Below are 19,253 nucleotides of genomic sequence, written 5' to 3' on the forward strand. Positions count from 1 at the left end.
GGGTGCGGATCAGCCGTGGGCCAGGTTGGCGAGCCACTCGGTGATCATCGCCCGCCCGGCCGCGACCGCCCCGGGGCCAAGTTCGTCATGGGCGGCGCGCAGGGCGGCTTCGTCGCCGCCGGCCTCGATCACGGATTCGGGCCATTCGGCGATCCAGGCGTTGAACCGCTCGTCCTCGCCCATTTCGGCGTGGAACTGCACGGCCAGCAGGTTGGCGCCGCGGCGGAAGGCCTGGTGATCGTAGACGGGACTGGAGGCGATCAGGTCCACCCCTTCGGGGCGGGTGAAGGTATCGCCGTGCCAGTGCAGGACCGGGACGCCGACGAGGTGGCGCAGCGGGCTGTCGTGGGCATGGTCGTGGATTGTGACGGGATGGAAGCCCACCTCCTTGACCGGCCCGGGATAGACCTTCGCGCCAAGCGCCGCCGCGATCATCTGGGCGCCGAAGCAGACCCCGAGGGTGGGCAGGCCGGCATCGAGGCGCAGCTTGAGCCGGCGCAACTGGCAGGCGATCCACGGGTGGCGGTCCTGCTCGTAGACGCCCATCGGCCCGCCCATCATGATCAGCAGGTCGTGTTCGCGCAGGTCCAGCGAGGCGAAGGCCGGGTCGGTCACGTCGATCCGGTCGACGTGATAGCCGGCGGCCTCGATCGGCTCGCGGTAGCCCGCCACGCCCTCATAGGGGACATGACGGATGATGAGCGCCTTCTTGCGGGTCATGCGGGGCTGCCGGCAATCCTCTGGCGGCCATCGCGCGACGGCCGGAACGTCAAACCCAGTCCGGTTAGTGGAGAGCCGGGGGCCGCTTCAAGCGAGGCTTCCTAACAGGGCGGCAAGCTCATATTTCGGGTGAGGCGGCCCCGATCGGGCCATTCGCCCGGGCATCGGCCCCGCGCGCGCCGCGGCGCAGCAGCACGACCAGCAGGCCGGCGTGGATCACCGGGACGACGATGGCCGGCAGGTAGGCGATGGACAGGCCGCGGGCAAAGGCCACCGCGATGTCATAGCCGTGGAGCAGCATTGGCGCTGCCACCACGATCGCGCCGTCGCGCGCCCAGTCAAGCGGGGCGGGGCGGGCCGTGGCCAGCAGGATCGCGGTCCCCAGCGCCAGGTTGGTCGCCAGCATCGCCAGTTCGGCGCCATGAGTGCTGGGCGGCAGCAGCGGGCTGAGATCGATCATGAACACGGTGAACGGGGTGAGGATGATGAAGACCCCGCCGATGGCGGCGAGGAAGGGCAGGGCGGCATTGGCCACCATCCGCTCCGCCAGCCCGGCGCGGCGCAGGACGAAGCAGACGACCTGGAAGGCGACCACGAAGGCGAAGGTGAAATGGAACCAGCCGGAGAAATTGGCATAGGGGATGCCGAAATAGGTATCGGCATAGTGCTGGATCCAGGTCCACTGCCCGCCGCCGCTGCCGCCGGTGGCCGTGGCATAGCGATCGTTGACCGCGGTGGGATCGATCGAGAGATCCTGCAGGGTCATCAGCATCCCGGCGGCGAAGGGCTTGGCCCAGGCCGGGACGCGCAGGTGATCGAGCAGGGTCATCGCGGCGTAGAAGATCACGCTCTCGAGGATCAGGACGCCCAGCGGAACCGCGCCGACCAGCGCCAGGCGGCGCGGGTCGTAGAAGTAGCGGCCGGCACCCACGCCGATGTTCTCGAACATGGCCGCGAACAGGGTGAAGCCCAGCAGCATCAGGGTGCGCTGGGTCGCCTCGGGGTGGCGCGTGGCATGGACCACGCACAGCGAATAGAGCGCCATGGCCAGGAGATCGTGCGCGATCCAGGTGGTGGGGAATCCGAAGAACATCAATGCACCTCACGTGGGGGAGCGCCAGCAACGATCTGCATCATGGCGGCGATGGCATGGGGGATGCAAGCCTGCCGAACGCGCCGCGCTTCGCCGCCGCAATTGGCGGCGCACGTGGCGGACAGGGCTTGCCGTCCCGGTGACGGGATTGCCGAGGGGCCGGGGCTGGGGCCGCGGCAGATGCTCAGGACAGGAGGCGCTTGTTCAGCTTGCCGGTTTCCGAGCGGGGCAGCTCGGTCACGAACACGAATTCCCTGGGGACTTTCACGCTGGAAACCTGGCTCTTGAGGTAGGCGGCCAGTTCCGCCGCGAAGGCCGTTTCGTCGTCAGGCGATTCGATGGGCTGCACGAAGGCCACCACGCGTTCGCCAAGGTCGGCGTCCGGGCGCCCGATGATCGCGGCATCGTGCACCCTGGGGTGGGCGATCAGCCGGTCTTCCACCTCCTGCGGGTAGATGTTCACCCCGCCGGAAATGATCATGTAGTCCTTGCGGTCGGTGAGATGGAGGTAGCCCTCGGCATCGGCCCAGCCGATGTCGCCGATGGTCGACCAGCCGTGGCGATTGTGGCTGGCGGCGGTCTTTTCGGGATCGTCGTGGTAGGACAGCGGCCAGCCGCCCTCGAAATAGACCTGGCCGGTCACGCCACTATCCACCGGTTCGCCGGCCTCGTCGCAGATGTGCAGCTTGCCGACGAAAGCCCGGCCGACCGAGCCGGGGTGGGCCAGCCATTCGGCGGAATTGATCGCGCACAGGCCATTGCCTTCCGTGCTCGAATAGTACTCGTAGACGACCGGCCCGAGCCAGTCGATCATGGCCCGCTTGATTTCGGCCGGGCAGGGCGCCGCGGCGTGAACCACCGATCGGAGCGAGGACAGATCATGGCGGGCGCGAATTTCGGGCGCCAGCTTGAGGATCCGGGTGAAATGGGTGGGGACGAACTGGCCGGCCTCGATCCCGTGCCGTTCGATCAGCGCCAGGGCCTGTTCCGGATCGAACTTCTCCATGACGACCACCGTGCCGCCAAGCATCTGGATGCCCATGGACCAGCGCAGCGGGCCGGCATGGTAGAGCGGGGCGGGGCACAGGTAGCGGCAGCCCTTGGAGATGCAGAAATAGCTGGTCATCAGCCTCACCAGGTTGGGCGGCTGGTCGATCGGCCCGTCCGGCATCGGCCGCCGGATGCCCTTGGGGCGCCCGGTGGTGCCGGAGGAATAGAGCAGGTCGGTGCCCTGCGTTTCGTTGGCCATCGGCCAGTCGGGCAGATCGGCCAGCGCCGATGGCAGGTCGATCATGCCATCGACGCTGCCGCGCGCTGCAACCAGTGCGACCGGCAGGCCGGCTTGCACGAGTTCGGCCAGGAGGGGGGCGGTCGTCTGCGAGCAGAACACGATCCTGGCCGCGCAGTCCGAGGCGATGTAGAGCACTTCGGAGGGCAGCAGGCGCGGCGAAATGCAGGTCCAGTACAGCCCGGATCGCTGCGCCGCCCAGCAGATGGCGAGGAACTCCGGGCAGTTTTCCATGAGGACCGCGATGGTATCGCCGCGCTCGATGCCCTGCGCGCGCAGCCAGTGGGCGATCCGGTTGGCCTGACTTTCCAGCTGGCCATAGGACATCGTTTCGCCCGAGCCGGCCATGATCACGGCCGGATGGTCGGGGGTGATGGCCGCATAGTCGCGTGGGTGCATGGTCACTGCCTCTCCTGGCGCCGGGACAGGGCGGGAAGCTGGCGCTTCACTCACCCGTCCAGACGGGCTTGCGCTTCTCGACGAAGGCGCTGACGCCCTCACGGAAGTCTTTTGATTTCATCAGTTTGCGAAACACCGGGCCACTGGCGGCAAGGGCCGTGCCGAGTTGCTCGGCCTGGTCGGCCAGGTTCAGCACCTCGCGGGTGGCCTGGATCGCCGCCGGCGAGGCCGCAAGGACCGTTTCGGCCATGGCCAGGGCCGCTTCCCGCGCCTTGCCGTTCGGGCAGACCGCGTTGACCAGGCCCAGTTGTTCGGCTTCGCGGGCATCGAAGGTGCGCCCGGTCAGGATCAGGTCCATGGCGGCCTTGCGGCCGATCTGGCGGGTCAGGCGCTGCACGCCGCCAGCGGCCGCGAACAGCCCGACCTTGACTTCGGGCAGGGCAAGATCGGCGGATTCGTCAGCAACGGCGAGATCGCAGGCGAGGATGATTTCAAGACCGCCGCCCAGGGCCGCGCCATTGACCGCCGCGATGATCGGCTTGCGCCGGTCAAGCCGGTTGCACAGGCCGGCGAAGCCCGAGGCCGGCAGGCTCATGTCGCCGCCCGCCGCGGTCACCTTCAGGTCGTTGCCGCTGCAGAAGGCCCGGTCGCCGGCGCCGGTCATGACCGCGACCCACAGATCACGATCGGCCTCCAGGTTGTCCCAGATCTCGTGCAGCTCGTAGTGGACCGCGGTGTAGAGCGCGTTGCGCGCCTCGGGGCGGTTGAGCGTCACTTCGAGGAGGTGGCCATCTCGGCGGATCAGCACGTTGGGGAAGGTGCGGGCCGGCAGGCCGCCCGGCGGCGCGGGCTGGCCGAGGCGGTCCGAAGGCTCGAAATAGTTGACGCCATCGACGTGAGTGATCGTCAGGCGTTGGCCCACGGGATCCTGCGCGGCCAGCGCGGCCAGCGTGGCCCGGTGGCCGGGCCGGGCGCGGGCGAGAATGCGGCCCCCTTCGGCCTGGGCCAGAACGAAGCCCCGCACCGGAGCGCCCTTGGCGTAGACGACCGTGTAGCTTGCCACGGTCGCCTCGCACGTGGCGGCGATCAGCGCCGGCGAAGGCACGGCGTCGACCGCCTGCTGGCCCGGCCGGCTGTCGACCGGCTGCCAGCTTTCCGGCGGCCGGGCAGAATAGATGCCCACGCTTTCCTTGGAGAGGAAGCCGCCATTGGCCAGCACCAGGCCGAAGTCATCCGGGGCGCGGCGCAGCCGTTCGACCATCCGGGCGATGGCGTGCATCGCATAGTTGTTCCCGGCCCCGCCGAAGAACGGCAGGCCGCCGGTCACGGTGCAATCGGCGGTCCGCCAGTCGGTGCCCAGCGCCTCGGCCGCGAGCAGCACGGCGCAGGGAAAGCAGCTGTAGAGATCGCGGTGGGCGATGTCGGCGCCGGTCTTGCCCGCCGCCTTCAAGGCGATGTCGAGCGCAGCGTCGATCGCGGCCGAGCGGGACAGGTCGGCGCGCTCGGTAACGAAGCGATCCTTGATGCCCGCATAGCCGTGGAGGAAGACCAGGTGGCTGCGGGGAATGCCCGCGCGATCCGCCTCGCCGACCGTGGTCATGACCAGGGCAGCCCCCTGGTTTACCGCGTCCTGCGCGACGTGCCACTTGAGGTAGGGATCGGCGACCCGATAGTTTTCCGCGCTTTCGGTGGCGAGGAACCCTGCGCTGCGGTGGGCGGGGAACTGGGCGAAGGGTTCGGCTTGCGCGATTTCGGAAAACCGCGCCCACAGCTCGCCGATCAGGGCGCGGTATTGCTCGCGGGTGTGGCCCAGCCGCTGGCGGAGCGCGTGCTCGAACAGCGGGTAGGTTTGCGTGGGCATTCCCAGGCCGTTGGCCCGTTCGTAGTCCGAGAGCAGCGGATCGCCGATCCCGCGATCCTCGAGCGGGCCTTCGACGCTGTCGGTCCAGTCAAGCCCGATCCGCTTGCGCCGGGCGTGCTTGAGCGCGCCGATCGCCTCCGCGCCGCACAGCACGGCGGCGCGGCACTCGCCCGCGAACAGGCGCTCGGCGGCCTCGTTCACCAGGGATTGCGGCTGATCGCCGCCGACCACCGAATAGACGTGCCGGGCGCCGGCGATGCCGAGGTCGCGCGCCAGGGTGGCGGGGGGATTGGCGCAGCGGCCGAATGGCTGGGGCACGCCGGGCAGGGAATCGGCATTGGTCCGCACAACCATGACAAGATCGACTGAATCGCGCATGACGGCGGGCGCCTGGGTATCGTCCAGCGCGATGCGGGCGGCCTCGTGGCGCAAGGCGTTCGGATTCGGGGCGTCGGAAGGGGTATCGCCGGACCAGTGCCGGACGACCTGGCCCACACCGACGATGACAGGCGTGCGGGGATCGGGATAATGTCGGTTCATGGGGGCAGATCCGCTCGGCCTTCTGGGTTGACGTAAATTAAACGACTATTTAACTCAGTGTCAATCGCCGCGGGCGGAACAGGACGAGGAGCAGGCCCAGATGGATTTCCACGCCGACTATCGAATGTTGATCAACGGACAGCTCGTCGCCGGCGATGCGCGGATCGAGGTCGTCAATCCGGCGACGGGCCAGGTCTTTGCCACGGCGCCCGATTGCGCCGAGGCCGATCTCGACGAAGCCGTTCGCGCCGCGCAGGCGGCCTTCCCGCTGTGGCGCGCAACCAGCCTGCCAGAGCGGCAGGCGATGCTGCGGGCAGCGGGTGATCTGCTGCGCGCCCATGCGGCCGAGCTCGCCCCGCTGTTCACGCGCGAGCAGGGCCGCCCCCTGCAAGGCGCGCTGGGCGAACTGGAAATGTCGGCGCAGTGGTTCCATTCCTGCGCGGACATGGCGCCGCCGGTCCACCGCAAGAGCGCCGGCGAGGGCCAGATCGCCGAAACGGTCCATGTCCCGCTGGGCGTGGTCTGCGCGATTTCGCCGTGGAACTTCCCGGTCATGCTGTCGGTGTGGAAGCTGGCTCCGGCCTTGCTGGCCGGCAACACCATCGTGCTCAAGCCCTCGCCGTTCACGCCGCTGTGTATGCTGAAGATCGGCGAGATCCTGAAGGATGCCTTCCCGGCCGGCGTGCTCAACATCGTGACCGGCGGCGACGCGCTGGGGCCGCTGATGACCGCGCATCCCGGTTTTGCCAAGGTGTCCTTCACCGGCTCGACCGCGACCGGCAAGCAGGTGCTCCAGTCCTGCGGGCGGCAGTTGAAGCGGGTCACGCTGGAGCTGGGCGGCAATGACGCGGCGATCGTCCTGCCCGATGTCGATCTCGACGAGGTCGCGATCAAGATCTTCATGGGCTCGTTCTACAATTCGGCGCAGATCTGCGTCGCCTCCAAGCGGCTCTACGTGCACGAGGACATCTACGAAGCGCTGCGCGACCGGCTGGTGGGCCTGGCCCGCGCCCTGAAGGTCGGCAACGGCGAGGAGGCGGACGCGGTGTTCGGTCCGGTGCAGAACCGGCGCCAGTTCGACCGGGTCCAGGGGCTGCTGGAGCGCGCGCGCGCGGCCGGGATGACCCTGATCGAGGGCGCGAAGGTGCCCGACAACGGCGGCTATTTCGTGCCGATCACCATTGTCGACAATCCGCCCGAGGATGCGGAAGTGGTGGTCGAGGAAGCCTTCGGGCCGATCCTGCCGATGATGCGGTTCTCGGATATCGACGAGGTCATCACCCGTGCAAACGCGAGCGAATACGGGCTGGCCGGGGCGGTCTGGTCGAAGGACATCGAGGCGGCCACGGCCATTGCCCGGCGGATGGAAACCGGCACCGTGTGGATCAACCAGAACCTGAACCTGCGCCCCGACGTGCCCTTCGCCGGGCACAAGCAGAGCGGCTTCGGAGTCGAGAACGGCACGGAGGGGCTGCTCGAATACATGGTGCCGCAAACGGTCTACCGGCCCGGCAGCCTGTGATGCAGGGCCAGGTCCTGGCCGGCCGCACGATCCTGGTCACCGGCGCCTCGTCGGGACTGGGGCAGGCTTTCGCGAAGCTGTTTGCCCGCAATGGCGCCGCCGTGGCCCTGGCCGCGCGGCGGATGGACCGGCTTGAACGGATCGTCGATGACATCCGCGGCGCGGGCGGCCGGTGCGTGCCCATTGCCATGGATGTCGGCGATCCGGCCTCCATCGAGGCCGGGTTTGCCGCGGCCGAGGCGGCGCTGGGTCCGATCGACGGGATGGTGGCCAATGCCGGGGTCAATGCCGCGGGCATGGTGATCGACATCACGCCCGACCAGATCGACGAGGTCCTGTCGGTCAACGTCAAGGGCGTGATGCTGTCGGTCCAGGCGGCGGGGCGGCGGATGATCGCCAATGGCTCGGCCGCGCAGGAGCGGGCGCGGATCGTGATCATCTCATCGATGACCGCGAACACCGTTGGCCCCGGGATCGCCCTCTATTCCGCCAGCAAGGCGGCGATCCAGCACTTCGGCAAGCTGGCGGCCCGCGAATGGACCCGTCAGGGGATCAGCCTCAACATCGTGAACCCCGGCTACATCGCCACGGAACTGAACGACGAGTGGTTCGAATCGCCCGCCGGCAAGGGCCAGATCGCCCGTTGGCCCCGCAAGCGGCTGATGCAGGAGAGCGATCTCGATCCGATCATGCTCTACCTGCTTTCGGATGCCGCGCGCGGGGTTACCGGATCGGTCTTCACCATCGACGACGGCCAGTCCCTGAAGTCCTGACCGGGCCGATCACACGATGAACGGATCGTTCGTCGCGCGCACGGTCATGTCGCTGATGAGCACGCCGGCCGGCTGGTTGAGCACGTGGACGATGGCCGCCGCGATATATTCCGGGTCGATCGAACAGTAGGCCATGCCATCGGGGTCAACCGCGCCGTCGGGGATCGTGCCGAGCGCCCGGTGCTGGAGGAATTGCAGGAAATCCGCCCCGTTCTGCCCGGCAATGCCGAGCGCGGCGGCCGGATTGAGCACGGTTTGCGTCAGGTTGGTGGAGGTCGATCCGGTGGGCTTGATCACGGAAACCTTGATCTTGCCGCGGCATTCCTGGCGGACGGCATCGGAGAAATAGGCCACCGAGGCCTTGGTCGCGCCATAGACCGCCGCCCCGGCGAGCGGGTGGTTGGCGTAGATCGAGGAAATGTTGACGATGTGGCCGCTGCCTTGCGCGATCATCTGGTCGAACACGGCCGCCGTGCCGTTGACGACGCCCTTGAAATTGATGTCGATGCACCTGGCCCAGGAGGCCATGGCCATGGCGTGATCGGCCATGAAGGCCAGGGGCATGGTGCCGGCGTTGTTGATCAGCGCATCCACCTGGCCCCAGGTGGCGATCGTGGCTTCGACGGCGGCGCGCAGCGAATCGATGTCGGTCACGTCGGCGGCCACGGCCAGTGCCGTTCCGCCGGCATCGGTGATCAGGCCCGCCGTTTCCTCGGCATTCTGGCTGACCACGTCGAGGCAGGTCACCCGCGCGCCGAGCCGGGCCAGCTGCAGGGCCGTGACCCGGCCAAAACCGCTGCCGGCGCCGGTCACCATCACCACTTTGTCCTGGAGGTAGTTCATCCTTCGGGTTCTCCCATCGAGATGGACGGCGCGCGGGTTGGGCCAGGCCTCGCAACGCATTCGCGCCGAGGCCTGACCGCGCCGCACACCGGCCTTGCGTCTTTCGCTGGGCGATATTAAATATCCGTTTAATTGATAATCGCAAGGGTAGTCTGGATGGGCTTGGAAGTCACCGCGGCGGTCGCTCTGGACAGGGCTGGTCCGTTCGAAATTCGCGCGCTCACGCTCGACGATCCCCGCCCGGACGAGGTGGTGGTGCGAATCGCGGCGGTCGGGCTGTGCCACACTGATCTCGTGTTCAAGGCCGGTGCCGGGGGCTACCCGGTCCCCGCCGTGTTCGGCCACGAAGGCGCGGGCGTGGTGGAGCGGGTCGGCAGCGCGGTGGGCAAGGTGAAGGTGGGCGACAGGGTTCTGATGACCTTCCGCTCCTGCGGCACCTGCGATCGCTGCCTGGCCGGCGATCCCGCCTATTGCCGCACCTGGCTGCACCTCAACTGCGCGGGTTGCCGCATGGACGGATCGACCGGCCTGGGCGATGGCGAGGAGCGGATCGCCAGCAACTTCTTCGGTCAGTCCTCCTTTGCCAGCCACGGAATCGCCTATGAGCGCAATGTCGTCAAAGTGCCCGACGACCTGCCGCTCGAACTGCTCGCGCCGCTGGGCTGCGGGGTGCAGACCGGGGTGGGCGCGGTCATGCGGTCGCTCGATGCGCGGGCCGGATCCTCGATCGTCATCGCGGGCGGCGGCGCGGTCGGGCTGTGCGCGGTCATGGGGGCGGCGATCCGCAAACTGGCCACGATCATCGTGGTGGAGCCCCATGCGCGGCGCCGCGCGCTGGCGCTGGAGCTTGGCGCGACCCATGTGATCGATCCCGCCGACCATCCGGACACGGCCGCCGCGGTGCGCGAGATCGTGCCCCAGGGGGTGGACTTCGCGCTGGATACGAGCGGCGTGCCGCCGGTCATGCAGGCGCTGGCCGCCGCGCTTGGCTCCAAGGGCACGCTGGGGCTGGTGGGGATTGCCACGCCGGGAACCCCGGTGCCGGGCGATGCGGTTGCGCTGGTCACCTTCGGGCAGACGGTCAAGGGCATCATCGAGGGCGACAGCGATCCCGACGAATTCCTGCCGGAACTCGTCGCGCTTTATCGCAGCGGCGCCTTGCCGCTCGACCGGATCGTGCGAACCTACCCCCTGGCCGAAATCAACCAGGCGGTTGCCGACCAGCACGCTGGCTTGTGCGTGAAGGCGGTCCTACTTCCGTGAGGCTTTCGCGGAATGTAGAGAAAGTTTAATTAGTCGTTCATTTAACTTCTTGCGCTGACGGGGTGGCAATGGCATCAGGTGGCGCGCGCCATGCGGATTCCGTCGCCGGTTTCGCCTTGTTCGCGCCCAGCTTTGTCCGATCTCGCCCCGCTTGTCCGATCTCAAGGTCCTGACCGATGAAGAGCATCAATTCCGTGGTAACGCTGGACCGGGTCGACGGGATCGCCATTCTCCGGCTCGATTCCCCGCCGGTGAACGCCCTTGGCCTGGCCCTGCGCGAAGGCATCCTCGCCGGGATCGCCGCCGCGCTCGACGGGGGTGCGCGCGCGATCGTGCTGATCTGCGAAGGGCGGACCTTCTGTGCCGGCGCGGACATCGCCGAATTCGGCAAGCCGCTGGTGGCGCCGCTGCTGCCGGAGGACCAGGCCGCGATCGAGGCCAGCCCGGTCCCGGTCATTGCCGCCATTCACGGGACGGCGCTGGGCGGCGGGCTCGAACTCGCGCTGGCGTGCCACTATCGGCTGGCCGTGCCCTCGGCCTCGCTTGGCCTGCCCGAAGTCAGCCTGGGCCTGCTGCCCGGCGCGGGCGGCACGCAGCGCCTGCCCCGGATCGTTGGCGTTGCCCGCGCGCTCGACATGATGACCAGCGGCAAGCCGGTTTCCGCAACCACGGCCCGCGAGCTCGGCATTGTCGATGCCCTGGCGCGCGAAGGGCACCTGCTGGATGACGCCATCGCCTTTGCCCGCAAGGTTGAAGGCGCCTCGGCGCCGCTGCCGCGCGTCCGCGATCGCAAGGTTGCCGATACGCCCGAGGAAGCGGCGGCCGCGATCGCGCGGCTGCGCCAGCAGCAGCCCCGCCTGTTCCAGGGCTTCAAGGCGCCCGGCCATATCTGCGAGGCCGTGGCCGCTTCGACCCTCAATGACTTCGAGGCGGGAATCGCCGAGGAACTGCGCCTGTTCCAGGACTTGCTGGCCAGTGACGAATCGGCGGCGCAGATCCATGCCTTCTTTTCGGAGCGGGCCGTGTCCAAGGTGCCCGGACTGGGCAAGGAGGTGGCAGCCCGCCCGGTCAAGGCCACCGGCGTGATCGGGGCCGGCACCATGGGGACCGGGATCACGCTGGCCCTGCTTGCGGCCGGCTTCACCGTGACGCTGGTGGACCGGGATGCCGAAGCCCTGCGCCGGGCCGCCGCACGGGTGGAAAAGACCGTGCTGGATCAGGTCGCCAAGGGCCGCCTGAACGAGGATGCCGCCAAGGCGCAGCTCGCCCGGCTGACCTTGGCCGAGAGCGTCGAGAGCCTTGCCGATGCCGACCTCGTGATCGAAGCGGTGTTCGAGCGCATGGCGCTGAAGCAGCAGGTGTTCCGCGAGCTTGATGCCGTTGTCCGCCCAGGCGCGATCCTGGCCACCAACACCTCGTTTCTCGATGTCGATGCCATTGCCGCGGTCACCTCGCGCCCCGGCGACGTGATCGGGCTGCACTTCTTTGCGCCGGCCAACATCATGCGCCTGCTGGAAATCGTGCGCGGCAAGGCGGTGCACGGCGATGTCCTGGCGACTGCCATCTGGCTGGCGCGCAAGCTGGGCAAGCTCGGCGTCGTTTCTGGGGTCTGCGACGGGTTCATCGCCAACCGCCTGATGGCCCGGCGCGGCGAGGCTGCCGATGCGCTGATGCTGGCCGGGGCATCGCCCGACCAGATCGATCGCGTGATGACCGACCATGGCTTCCCCATGGGGCCGTACCGGATGATGGACCTGGTGGGGCTCGACGTGGTCGGATGGGACCGCGAGAACAGCGCGGGCCGGACGGTCCAGGAAATCCTCTGCGAGGCCGGCCACTGGGGCCAGAAGACCGGATCGGGCTATTACGAGCACGCCTCGGGCACCCCGGTGGTCTCGTCCGCCACCCTGGCGGCGATCGACACGGTGCGCGCCCGCGAGGGGATTTCCCCGCGGCCGATCGGGGATGACGAGATCCTCTCGGGCCTGCTCGATGTCATCGTCAACGAAGGCGCCAAGCTGGTCGAGGAAGGCATCGTCTACCGGGCAGCCGACATCGACATGGCCCTGATCGCCGGATACGGCTGGCCGGTCTATCGCGGCGGCCCGATGTTCTGGGGCGATGCGGTCGGCCTGTCCGGCATCGTCGAGCGGCTGAAGGCGCGGATCGCGCAAGGCCAGCCCATCACGCTTTCCCCCCTGCTCGAACGCATGGCCGCAAAGGGCCAGCGGTTCGTGCGCGCCTGACAGGGATTCACGTCATGCCCGAGGCCTATATCGTTGCCGCCGTCCGCACCGCGGGAGGGCGGCGTGGCGGCGCGCTGAGAGACTGGCACCCGGCGGATCTGGCCGGCGCGGTGCTGGATGAGGTCGTGCGGCGGGCCGGGGTCGATGGCGCCGGCATTGACGATGTGATCATGGGCTGCGTTGGCCAGGCGGGCGAGCAGGCGCACCAGATCGGCCGCAACGCGGTCCTCGCCTCGAACCTGCCGGCCAGCGTTCCGGCCGTGACGATCGACCGGCAATGCGGCTCCTCGCAGCAGTCCGTTCAGTTCGCCGCCCAGGCGGTCCTCTCGGGCATCCAGGACCTGGTGATCGCCGCTGGCGTGGAAAGCATGACCCGGGTGCCGATGGGCCTGGCCGCCAATCTTCCGCAGCAGCACGGCATCGGGGGCAGCGCCTGGTCGCCCCGCATCCAGCAGCGCTTCGGCGTGCCGGAATTCAGCCAGTTTGCCGGCGCCGAGGCGATTGCCGCCAAACATGGCCTGAGCCGCGCCGATCTTGATGCCTATGCGCTGGAAAGCCATCGCCGCGCGGCCGAGGCTAGCCTGGCCGGCGCTTTCGGCGATGAAATCCTCCCGCTGGCAGGGCTGGACCGCGAGGGCGCGCAGATCGTCCATTCGCGCGACGAAGGGATCCGCTTCGATGCCACGCTTGAGCGGATGGCCGGGGTCGAGCCGATCCTGCCGGGGGGCATCGTCACGCCGGCTTCCGCCAGCCAGATGTGCGACGGCGCCTCGGCCATGCTGATCGCCAGCGAACGCGCGGTGAGGGACCATGGCCTCCAGCCGCTGGCCCGTCTGCACGCCTTTGCGGTGACCGCAGGCGATCCGGTGATCATGCTGGAAGAGCCGATCAATGCGACCCGCAAGGCGCTGGCGAAAACCGGCATGGCCATGGGCGATTTCGATCTGTTCGAGGTCAACGAAGCCTTCGCGCCCATTCCGCTTGCCTGGATGCAGGCGCTGGGTGCCGATCCGGCGCGCACCAATGCGCTGGGCGGCGCCATCGCGCTGGGGCACCCGCTGGGCGCGAGCGGAGCCAGGCTCATGACCACCCTGGTCCACGCCCTGCGCCGCCGGGGGCAGCGGTGGGGCTTGCAGACCATGTGCGAGGGCGGCGGCATCGCCAACGTGACGATCGTCGAGGCGCTGTGATGGCCGACGGATTGCCTGCGGCCGGCAGCGTTCCGGCAGACGATCGGCCGCTGCGCGGCATCGTCGTCGTCGCGGCGCTGGATGCCTGCTTCCGGCCGATCACCCGCTACCTTGCCGACCTTGGCGCCCGGGTCGTCACCTGGGATGCCGATAGTCTGGCCGGGCTTCCGGGGGATGCCCATGTCGTCGTGTCATCGCGGCACGATGCGGGTGACCTTGCGGGCCTGCGCGCGGACCGGCCCGACCTGGTGACCATGCGGGCCAGTCCGTTCGGGTCGAATTCGCCGCTGGCCGGCTGGAAGGCGACCGATCCGGTCATCCACGCCCTGTCATCGGAGCTTTCGCGGTCGGGCATTCGCGGGCGCGAGCCGCTGTTGGTGCCGGGGGACCTCGCCTTCACCTGCGGGGCGTCCCAGGCCGCTTTCGCGCTTGTGGCGGCGCTGTATCGCGCGCTCCAGACCGGGCAGGGCGCCCATTTCGATTTCGCCGCGCTCGATGGCGCGGTCCAGGCGCTCGATCCGGGCTTCGGCGTGAATGGCAGCGCGACGCTGGGCCGGGCGATCGGCCTGTTGATGCGCGGCAGGCCCAAGCCTGGCGTCCAATACCCGATCTTCCGTTGCCGCGATGGCCATGTGCGGATCTGCCTGCTGTCGGCCCGGCAGTGGCGCGCGATGTTCGCCTGGCTGGGCGAACCGGCCGAGTTTTCCGATCCGGAGTTTGACAAGACCAACGTGCGCTTCGCCTCGCGCGAGCTGAACGCGGCGATCGCGGCCTTCTTCGCGCCGCAGACGCGCGCCCAACTGGAGCTTGATGGGCAGAGGTTCGGCGTGCCGATTTCCGCCGTCAATTCGTTCGCGGAATTTGCCGGCTCGGACCATGTCCGCGAACGCCAGGCGGTCGTGCGCGGCGCGGATGGCGCGGTGCGGGCGAACGGCGTCCTCACCATCGATGGCCAGCGCATGGGGCCGGGCGGCGAGCCCGCGCCCGGCGGTCGCTTCGCGCTGCTTGGCACGGCGGCGGAGGCCCGGCTCCCGTTTGCCGGGCTGAGGGTGCTCGATCTTGGCGTGATCGTCGTGGGGGCTGAACAGGCGCGCCTGTTCGGTGACCTGGGGGCCGAGGTGCTCAAGGTTGAAAGCCGGGCTTTCCCCGACGGCAACCGGCAGTCCTATCTCAAGCACGGGATGTCGGTCAGTTTCGCCGCCGGACACCGCAACAAGCGCAGCGCCGGGATCGACCTGCGAAGCCCCGCGGGCCGCGCGCTGTTCCTGCGGCTGGTGGCCCAGGCCGACGTGGTCTGTTCGAACTTCAAGCCGGGCACGCTCGACAAGCTGGGGCTTGGCGCCGAGGTGCTGCGCCGGGCCAACCCGGCAATCGTCCTGTCGGAAAGCTCGGCCTTCGGGGATAGCGGGCCGTGGAGCGGGCGCATGGGCTATGGCCCGCTGGTCCGCGCCGCCACCGGACTGACCCGCGAATGGCACTATCCGGGCGATCCGGAAAGCTTCAGCGATTCCATCACCATCTATCCCGATCACGTGGTCGGGCGGATCTGTGCGATCGGCTCCACGGCGCTGCTGATCCGGCGGCTGCTGTCGCAAAAGGGCGGGATCGCGCACGTGGCCCAGGCCGAAGTGGCGCTGGATCACTTCTCCAGCCTGCTGGACGCCGAGGCCAGCCAGCAAGCGCCCGACCACCCCTGGGGCGTCTACCCTGCCGATGGCGACGATGAATGGTGCGTGGTCACGGTGACCTCTGACGCCGAATGGCAGGCGTTGTGCGAGGTGACCGGCTTTGCCGAGGGCGCGGGCCTGGCTACGCGGGACGACCGACTGGCGGCAAAGGCGGCGATTGACGATCACCTCGCCGCCTGGATCGCGGCGCGCGACAAGGAGCAGGCCGCGCGCGAACTGCAGGCGGCCGGCGTGCCTGCCGCGCCCATGCTGCGGCTGGCCGAACTGCTCGACCATCCGCACTATGTGGCCCGCGGGTTCTTCCGGCGCGAGAGCCACCCGTGGCTGGTGGAAGAGGTGCGGGGCGAACGCCATATCGTGCCCAGCGACCAGTTTCCCCCGATCCCGCTGGGGCCGGCGCCCCTGCTGGGCGAGCATACCGAAGCGGCGATCGCCGAATGGCTGGGTCTTGGCCCGGATGAAGTCCGGGCGCTGTGCGAGGAGGGCGTGCTCGAGCCGCTCGACCCCAGGACCCGGCGCCAGGCAGAAGAACACGTCGCCGCTCGGGCGACCACGGCTCAGGAGGCAGGAACCCATGGCTGACGCTTACATCATCGATGCCGTTCGCACCCCGCGCGGCCTTGGCAAGCCGGGCAAGGGCGCGCTGTCCGGTTGCCATCCCCAGCACCTGGCCGCCACCGTGCTCGCGGCCCTGGCCGAGCGCAACGCGCTGGACACCGCCACGGTGGACGACATCATCTGGTCAACCTCGGCGCAGCGCGGCCTGCAATCGGGCGATCTGGGCCGCATGGCCGCGCTGGACGCCGGCTTCGACATCCGCGCCTCCGGGGTGACGCTGGACCGTTTCTGCGGCGGCGGGATCACGGCGGTTGCCCTGGCCGCCGCGCAGGTGGCCAGCGGCATGGAAGACCTGGTCATCGCCGGCGGCGCGGAGATGATGAGCTACACCGCCGAGCGCGACCGCGCCGAGGTGGCGGCCGGCCTGGGCGGCCCCAGCATGGGTTCGGGCAATGCCCACCTCGATGCGCTGCACCCGCAGCTTCACCAGGGCGTCTGCGCCGATGCGGTGGCCGCGCGCGAAGGCATTTCGCGGGCCGACCTCGATGCCCTGGGCGCCGAAAGCCAGGCGCGCGCCGCCATGGCCATTGCCGAGGGCCGGTTCGGCCGCTCGCTCGTGCCGGTGCGCGATCACCAAGGCAACCTGCTGCTGGACCGCGACGAATTGCCGCGACCCGGGACGAGCGTGGAAAGCCTGGCCGCGCTGCGCCCGGCCTTCACCCAGCTGGCCGACCTGCCCTATGGCGAAGGCGGCGAAACCTTCCGCAGCCAGGTGCTGCGCCGCTACCCGGACCTGGCGTTCGAATGCGTCCACCATGCCGGCAACAGCTCGGGCGTTGCCGATGGGGCGGCGGCCGTGCTCATCGCATCGGGCGCCACGGCGGCCCGCAACGGATGGAAGCCGCGCGCCCGGATCGTGGCCAGCGCCAACATGGGCGATGATCCCACCCTGATGCTCAACGCGCCGGTGCCGGCCGCCCGCAAGGTGCTCGCCCGCGCCGGCCTGACCCTTGAGGATATCGACCTGTTCGAGGTCAACGAGGCCTTCGCGGTCGTCGTCGAGAAGTTCATCCGTGACCTTGGCGTCGATCGGCGCAAGGTCAACGTCAACGGCGGGGCGATCGCCCTTGGCCATCCGATCGGCGCCACCGGCGCCATGCTGATCGGGACGCTGGTCGACGAGCTGGAGCGGACCGGCCAGCGCTATGGACTTGCCACGATGTGCGCCGCGGGCGGCATGGCCCCCGCGATCATCATCGAGCGCGTAACCGAAATCACGACCTGAGGACCGACACGATGATCATCTCTTCTTCCACAGTAGCCATCGTGACCGGCGGCGCCTCTGGCCTGGGGGCCGCGACCGCCCGCGCCCTGGCGGCGCGCGGCGCCAGGGTTGCCCTGTTCGACCGCAACGCGGAGCTGGGCGAAGCCCTGGCCGGCGAGATCGGCGGCCTGTTCTGCGAGGCCGACGTGACCGACGAGGCCTCGATCGATGCCGCCTTCGCCAAGGCCCGCGCCGCCCACGGGCAGGAAAGCGTGCTGGTGTGCTGCGCCGGCATCGGGCAGACCTTCAAGACCGCCTCGCGTTCGCGCACCGACGGCACGATCTCGCACTTCCCCCTGGCCGCGTTCGACACGGTCATCCAGGTCAACCTGGTCGGCACGTTCCGCTGCCTCGCCAAGTCTGCCGCGGGAATGCTCACGCTCGCGCCCGGCGAGGATGGCGAGCGCGGGGCGATGGTGCTGACCGCGTCGATCGCCGCCGAGGACGGACAGGTTGGCCAGGCGGCCTATGCCGCCTCGAAGGGCGGGATCGTGGGCATGACCCTGCCGATCGCCCGCGACATGATGAACGAGGGCATCCGCGTCAACACGATCCTGCCCGGCATCTTCAAGACCCCGCTGATGGAAGCGGCGCCGGCGCCGGTGCTGGAAAGCCTGGCCGCCTCGATCCCGTTCCCCAAGCGTCTCGGCAAGCCCGAGGAATATGCCGCGCTGGCGCTGACCATGCTCGAAACCACCTATTTCAACGGCGAGGACGTGCGGCTTGATGGCGCGGTCCGCATGGCCCCGCGCTGAGGACTGCCACAATGGCCGACATTTTCCCCCGGGCGCCCCGCTGGATGGACGAAGACCTTGTCATGTTTGACGAGGCCGTGCGCCGCTTCGCGCTCGACAAGCTGACGCCGGAACGACTGGCCGCCTGGGACGAGGCCGGCATCGTTGATCTGTCCGGGTGGCGGGATGCGGTGCAGGCGGGCCTGCTGGGCCTGTCCATCGGGACCGAATGGGGCGGCGCGGGCGGCGATTTCCGCCACGAGGCCGTGCTGATCCGGCGGCTGATCCTCGCCCGGGCCGATGGCTTCGGCATCCCGCTGCACAATGCCATCTGCGCGCCCTACATCGAAAAGTACGGGACCGAGGCGCAGAAGCACCAGTGGCTGCCGCGCATGGTCTCGGGCGAGCTGATCGGCGCGATCGCCATGACCGAGCCGGGCACCGGGTCCGACCTCCAGGGCATCCGCACCACTGCGAAGCCGGTTGCGGGCGGCTATGTGATCAGTGGCCAGAAGACCTTCATCTCCAATGGCCAGAACGCAAACCTGGTCCTGGTCGTCGCGCGCACCGCCACCGATGCGGGCAGTCGCAACCTTTCGCTCTTCGCGGTCGAGACCGGGCAGGCCGAAGGCTTCCGCCGCGGGCGCAACCTCGACAAGGTCGGCTGCGACATGGCCGATACCTCCGAGCTGTTCTTCGACGACGTGTTCGTGCCCGAAGGCGCCCTGCTTGGCGGCGTTGAAGGGCAGGGGATGGCCATGCTCATGCGCGAGCTGCCCAAGGAGCGGCTGATCATCGCGGTCGAAAGCCTGGCGGTGATGGAGGCCGCGCTGGCCACCACGCTCGACCATGTGCGCGAACGCAAGGCCTTCGGGCAGCGCCTGCTCGATTTCCAGAATACCCAGTTCCGGCTGGCCGAATGCCAGACCGAGGCGACCATCGCGCGCGCCTTCGTGGACGACTGCATCGCCCGCCAGGTTGCCGGCGAACTCGACGCCACCACGGCCAGCATGGCCAAGTACTGGGTTTCGGAGCGCGCGCAGGTGCTGGTCGATACCTGCCAGCAGCTGTTCGGCGGCTATGGCTACATGAACGAATATCCGATCGCGCGGCTCTACCGAGATGTTCGCGTCAAGCGGATCTATGGCGGGACGACCGAGATCATGAAGCTGCTGATCGCCCGCAGCCTCGACGCCTGACAACCGGAAAGA

Annotated in this window: 14 protein-coding genes; 9 read left to right on the plus strand and 5 right to left on the minus strand. The window is 68.9% G+C overall.

Annotation, left to right across the window (positions count from 1 at the left end; translation table 11 throughout):
* Window positions 1-9: 9 nt before the first annotated feature.
* The 4 genes from ACFOD9_RS07305 to ACFOD9_RS07320 form a co-directional block, all read right to left on the minus strand.
* Window positions 10-720, minus strand: coding sequence for a glutamine amidotransferase (locus ACFOD9_RS07305; RefSeq protein WP_379509427.1), 711 nt, complete (start codon window positions 718-720; stop codon window positions 10-12).
* 118 nt (window positions 721-838) lie between these two features.
* Window positions 839-1,813 carry a carotenoid biosynthesis protein gene (locus tag ACFOD9_RS07310; RefSeq protein WP_379509428.1) on the minus strand — a complete coding sequence of 325 codons (975 nt, stop codon included), beginning with the start codon at window positions 1,811-1,813 and terminating at the stop codon, window positions 839-841.
* A gap of 184 nt (window positions 1,814-1,997) precedes the next feature.
* Window positions 1,998-3,500, minus strand: coding sequence for an acyl-CoA synthetase (locus ACFOD9_RS07315; RefSeq protein WP_379509957.1), 1,503 nt, complete (start codon window positions 3,498-3,500; stop codon window positions 1,998-2,000).
* A 46-nt stretch (window positions 3,501-3,546) separates the two neighbouring features.
* Window positions 3,547-5,901 carry an enoyl-CoA hydratase-related protein gene (locus tag ACFOD9_RS07320; protein WP_379509429.1) on the minus strand — a complete coding sequence of 785 codons (2,355 nt, stop codon included), beginning with the start codon at window positions 5,899-5,901 and terminating at the stop codon, window positions 3,547-3,549.
* Between the two features lie 100 nt (window positions 5,902-6,001).
* Here ACFOD9_RS07320 and ACFOD9_RS07325 point away from each other — a divergent pair, with 100 nt between their 5' ends.
* Both ACFOD9_RS07325 and ACFOD9_RS07330 read left to right on the plus strand, forming a co-directional pair.
* Entirely contained in the window at window positions 6,002-7,423 is a 1,422-nt protein-coding gene (locus tag ACFOD9_RS07325) for an aldehyde dehydrogenase family protein (RefSeq protein ID WP_379509430.1), read from the plus strand.
* A complete protein-coding gene (locus ACFOD9_RS07330) occupies window positions 7,423-8,196 on the plus strand; it encodes an SDR family NAD(P)-dependent oxidoreductase (protein ID WP_379509431.1) in 774 nt (257 codons plus the stop codon). Before ACFOD9_RS07325 ends, ACFOD9_RS07330 begins: the two co-directional genes overlap by 1 nt.
* A gap of 9 nt (window positions 8,197-8,205) precedes the next feature.
* Here the strand turns inward: ACFOD9_RS07330 and ACFOD9_RS07335 are convergent, their stop codons facing one another.
* Window positions 8,206-9,039, minus strand: coding sequence for an SDR family oxidoreductase (locus ACFOD9_RS07335; protein WP_379509432.1), 834 nt, complete (start codon window positions 9,037-9,039; stop codon window positions 8,206-8,208).
* Between the two features lie 156 nt (window positions 9,040-9,195).
* Here ACFOD9_RS07335 and ACFOD9_RS07340 point away from each other — a divergent pair, with 156 nt between their 5' ends.
* The 7 genes from ACFOD9_RS07340 to ACFOD9_RS07370 all read left to right on the plus strand — a co-directional run bounded on the left by ACFOD9_RS07340 (window position 9,196) and on the right by ACFOD9_RS07370 (window position 19,241).
* Entirely contained in the window at window positions 9,196-10,302 is a 1,107-nt protein-coding gene (locus ACFOD9_RS07340) for an NAD(P)-dependent alcohol dehydrogenase (RefSeq protein ID WP_379509433.1), read from the plus strand.
* A 176-nt stretch (window positions 10,303-10,478) separates the two neighbouring features.
* Window positions 10,479-12,548, plus strand: coding sequence for a 3-hydroxyacyl-CoA dehydrogenase NAD-binding domain-containing protein (locus ACFOD9_RS07345; RefSeq protein ID WP_379509434.1), 2,070 nt, complete (start codon window positions 10,479-10,481; stop codon window positions 12,546-12,548).
* 14 nt (window positions 12,549-12,562) lie between these two features.
* Window positions 12,563-13,738, plus strand: a complete 1,176-nt coding sequence (locus tag ACFOD9_RS07350; RefSeq protein ID WP_379509435.1) for an acetyl-CoA C-acetyltransferase — start codon at window positions 12,563-12,565, stop codon at window positions 13,736-13,738.
* A complete protein-coding gene (locus tag ACFOD9_RS07355) occupies window positions 13,738-16,008 on the plus strand; it encodes a CaiB/BaiF CoA-transferase family protein (protein WP_379509436.1) in 2,271 nt (756 codons plus the stop codon). Before ACFOD9_RS07350 ends, ACFOD9_RS07355 begins: the two co-directional genes overlap by 1 nt.
* Window positions 16,001-17,269: an acetyl-CoA C-acetyltransferase gene (locus ACFOD9_RS07360; protein WP_379509437.1), complete on the plus strand. Its 1,269-nt coding sequence runs from the start codon at window positions 16,001-16,003 to the stop codon at window positions 17,267-17,269. The genes ACFOD9_RS07355 and ACFOD9_RS07360 overlap by 8 nt, the downstream gene beginning before the upstream one ends.
* Before the next feature lie 11 nt (window positions 17,270-17,280).
* Window positions 17,281-18,063: an SDR family oxidoreductase gene (locus tag ACFOD9_RS07365; protein ID WP_379509438.1), complete on the plus strand. Its 783-nt coding sequence runs from the start codon at window positions 17,281-17,283 to the stop codon at window positions 18,061-18,063.
* A gap of 11 nt (window positions 18,064-18,074) precedes the next feature.
* Window positions 18,075-19,241 (plus strand): acyl-CoA dehydrogenase family protein, encoded by a 1,167-nt coding sequence (locus ACFOD9_RS07370; RefSeq protein WP_379509439.1) that lies wholly within the window; start codon window positions 18,075-18,077, stop codon window positions 19,239-19,241.
* The last annotated feature ends 12 nt before the right edge of the window (window positions 19,242-19,253 follow it).

Origin of the sequence: Novosphingobium bradum (genome assembly GCF_042646485.1) — a bacterium.
Taxonomy (GTDB): Bacteria; Pseudomonadota; Alphaproteobacteria; order Sphingomonadales; family Sphingomonadaceae; genus Novosphingobium; species Novosphingobium bradum.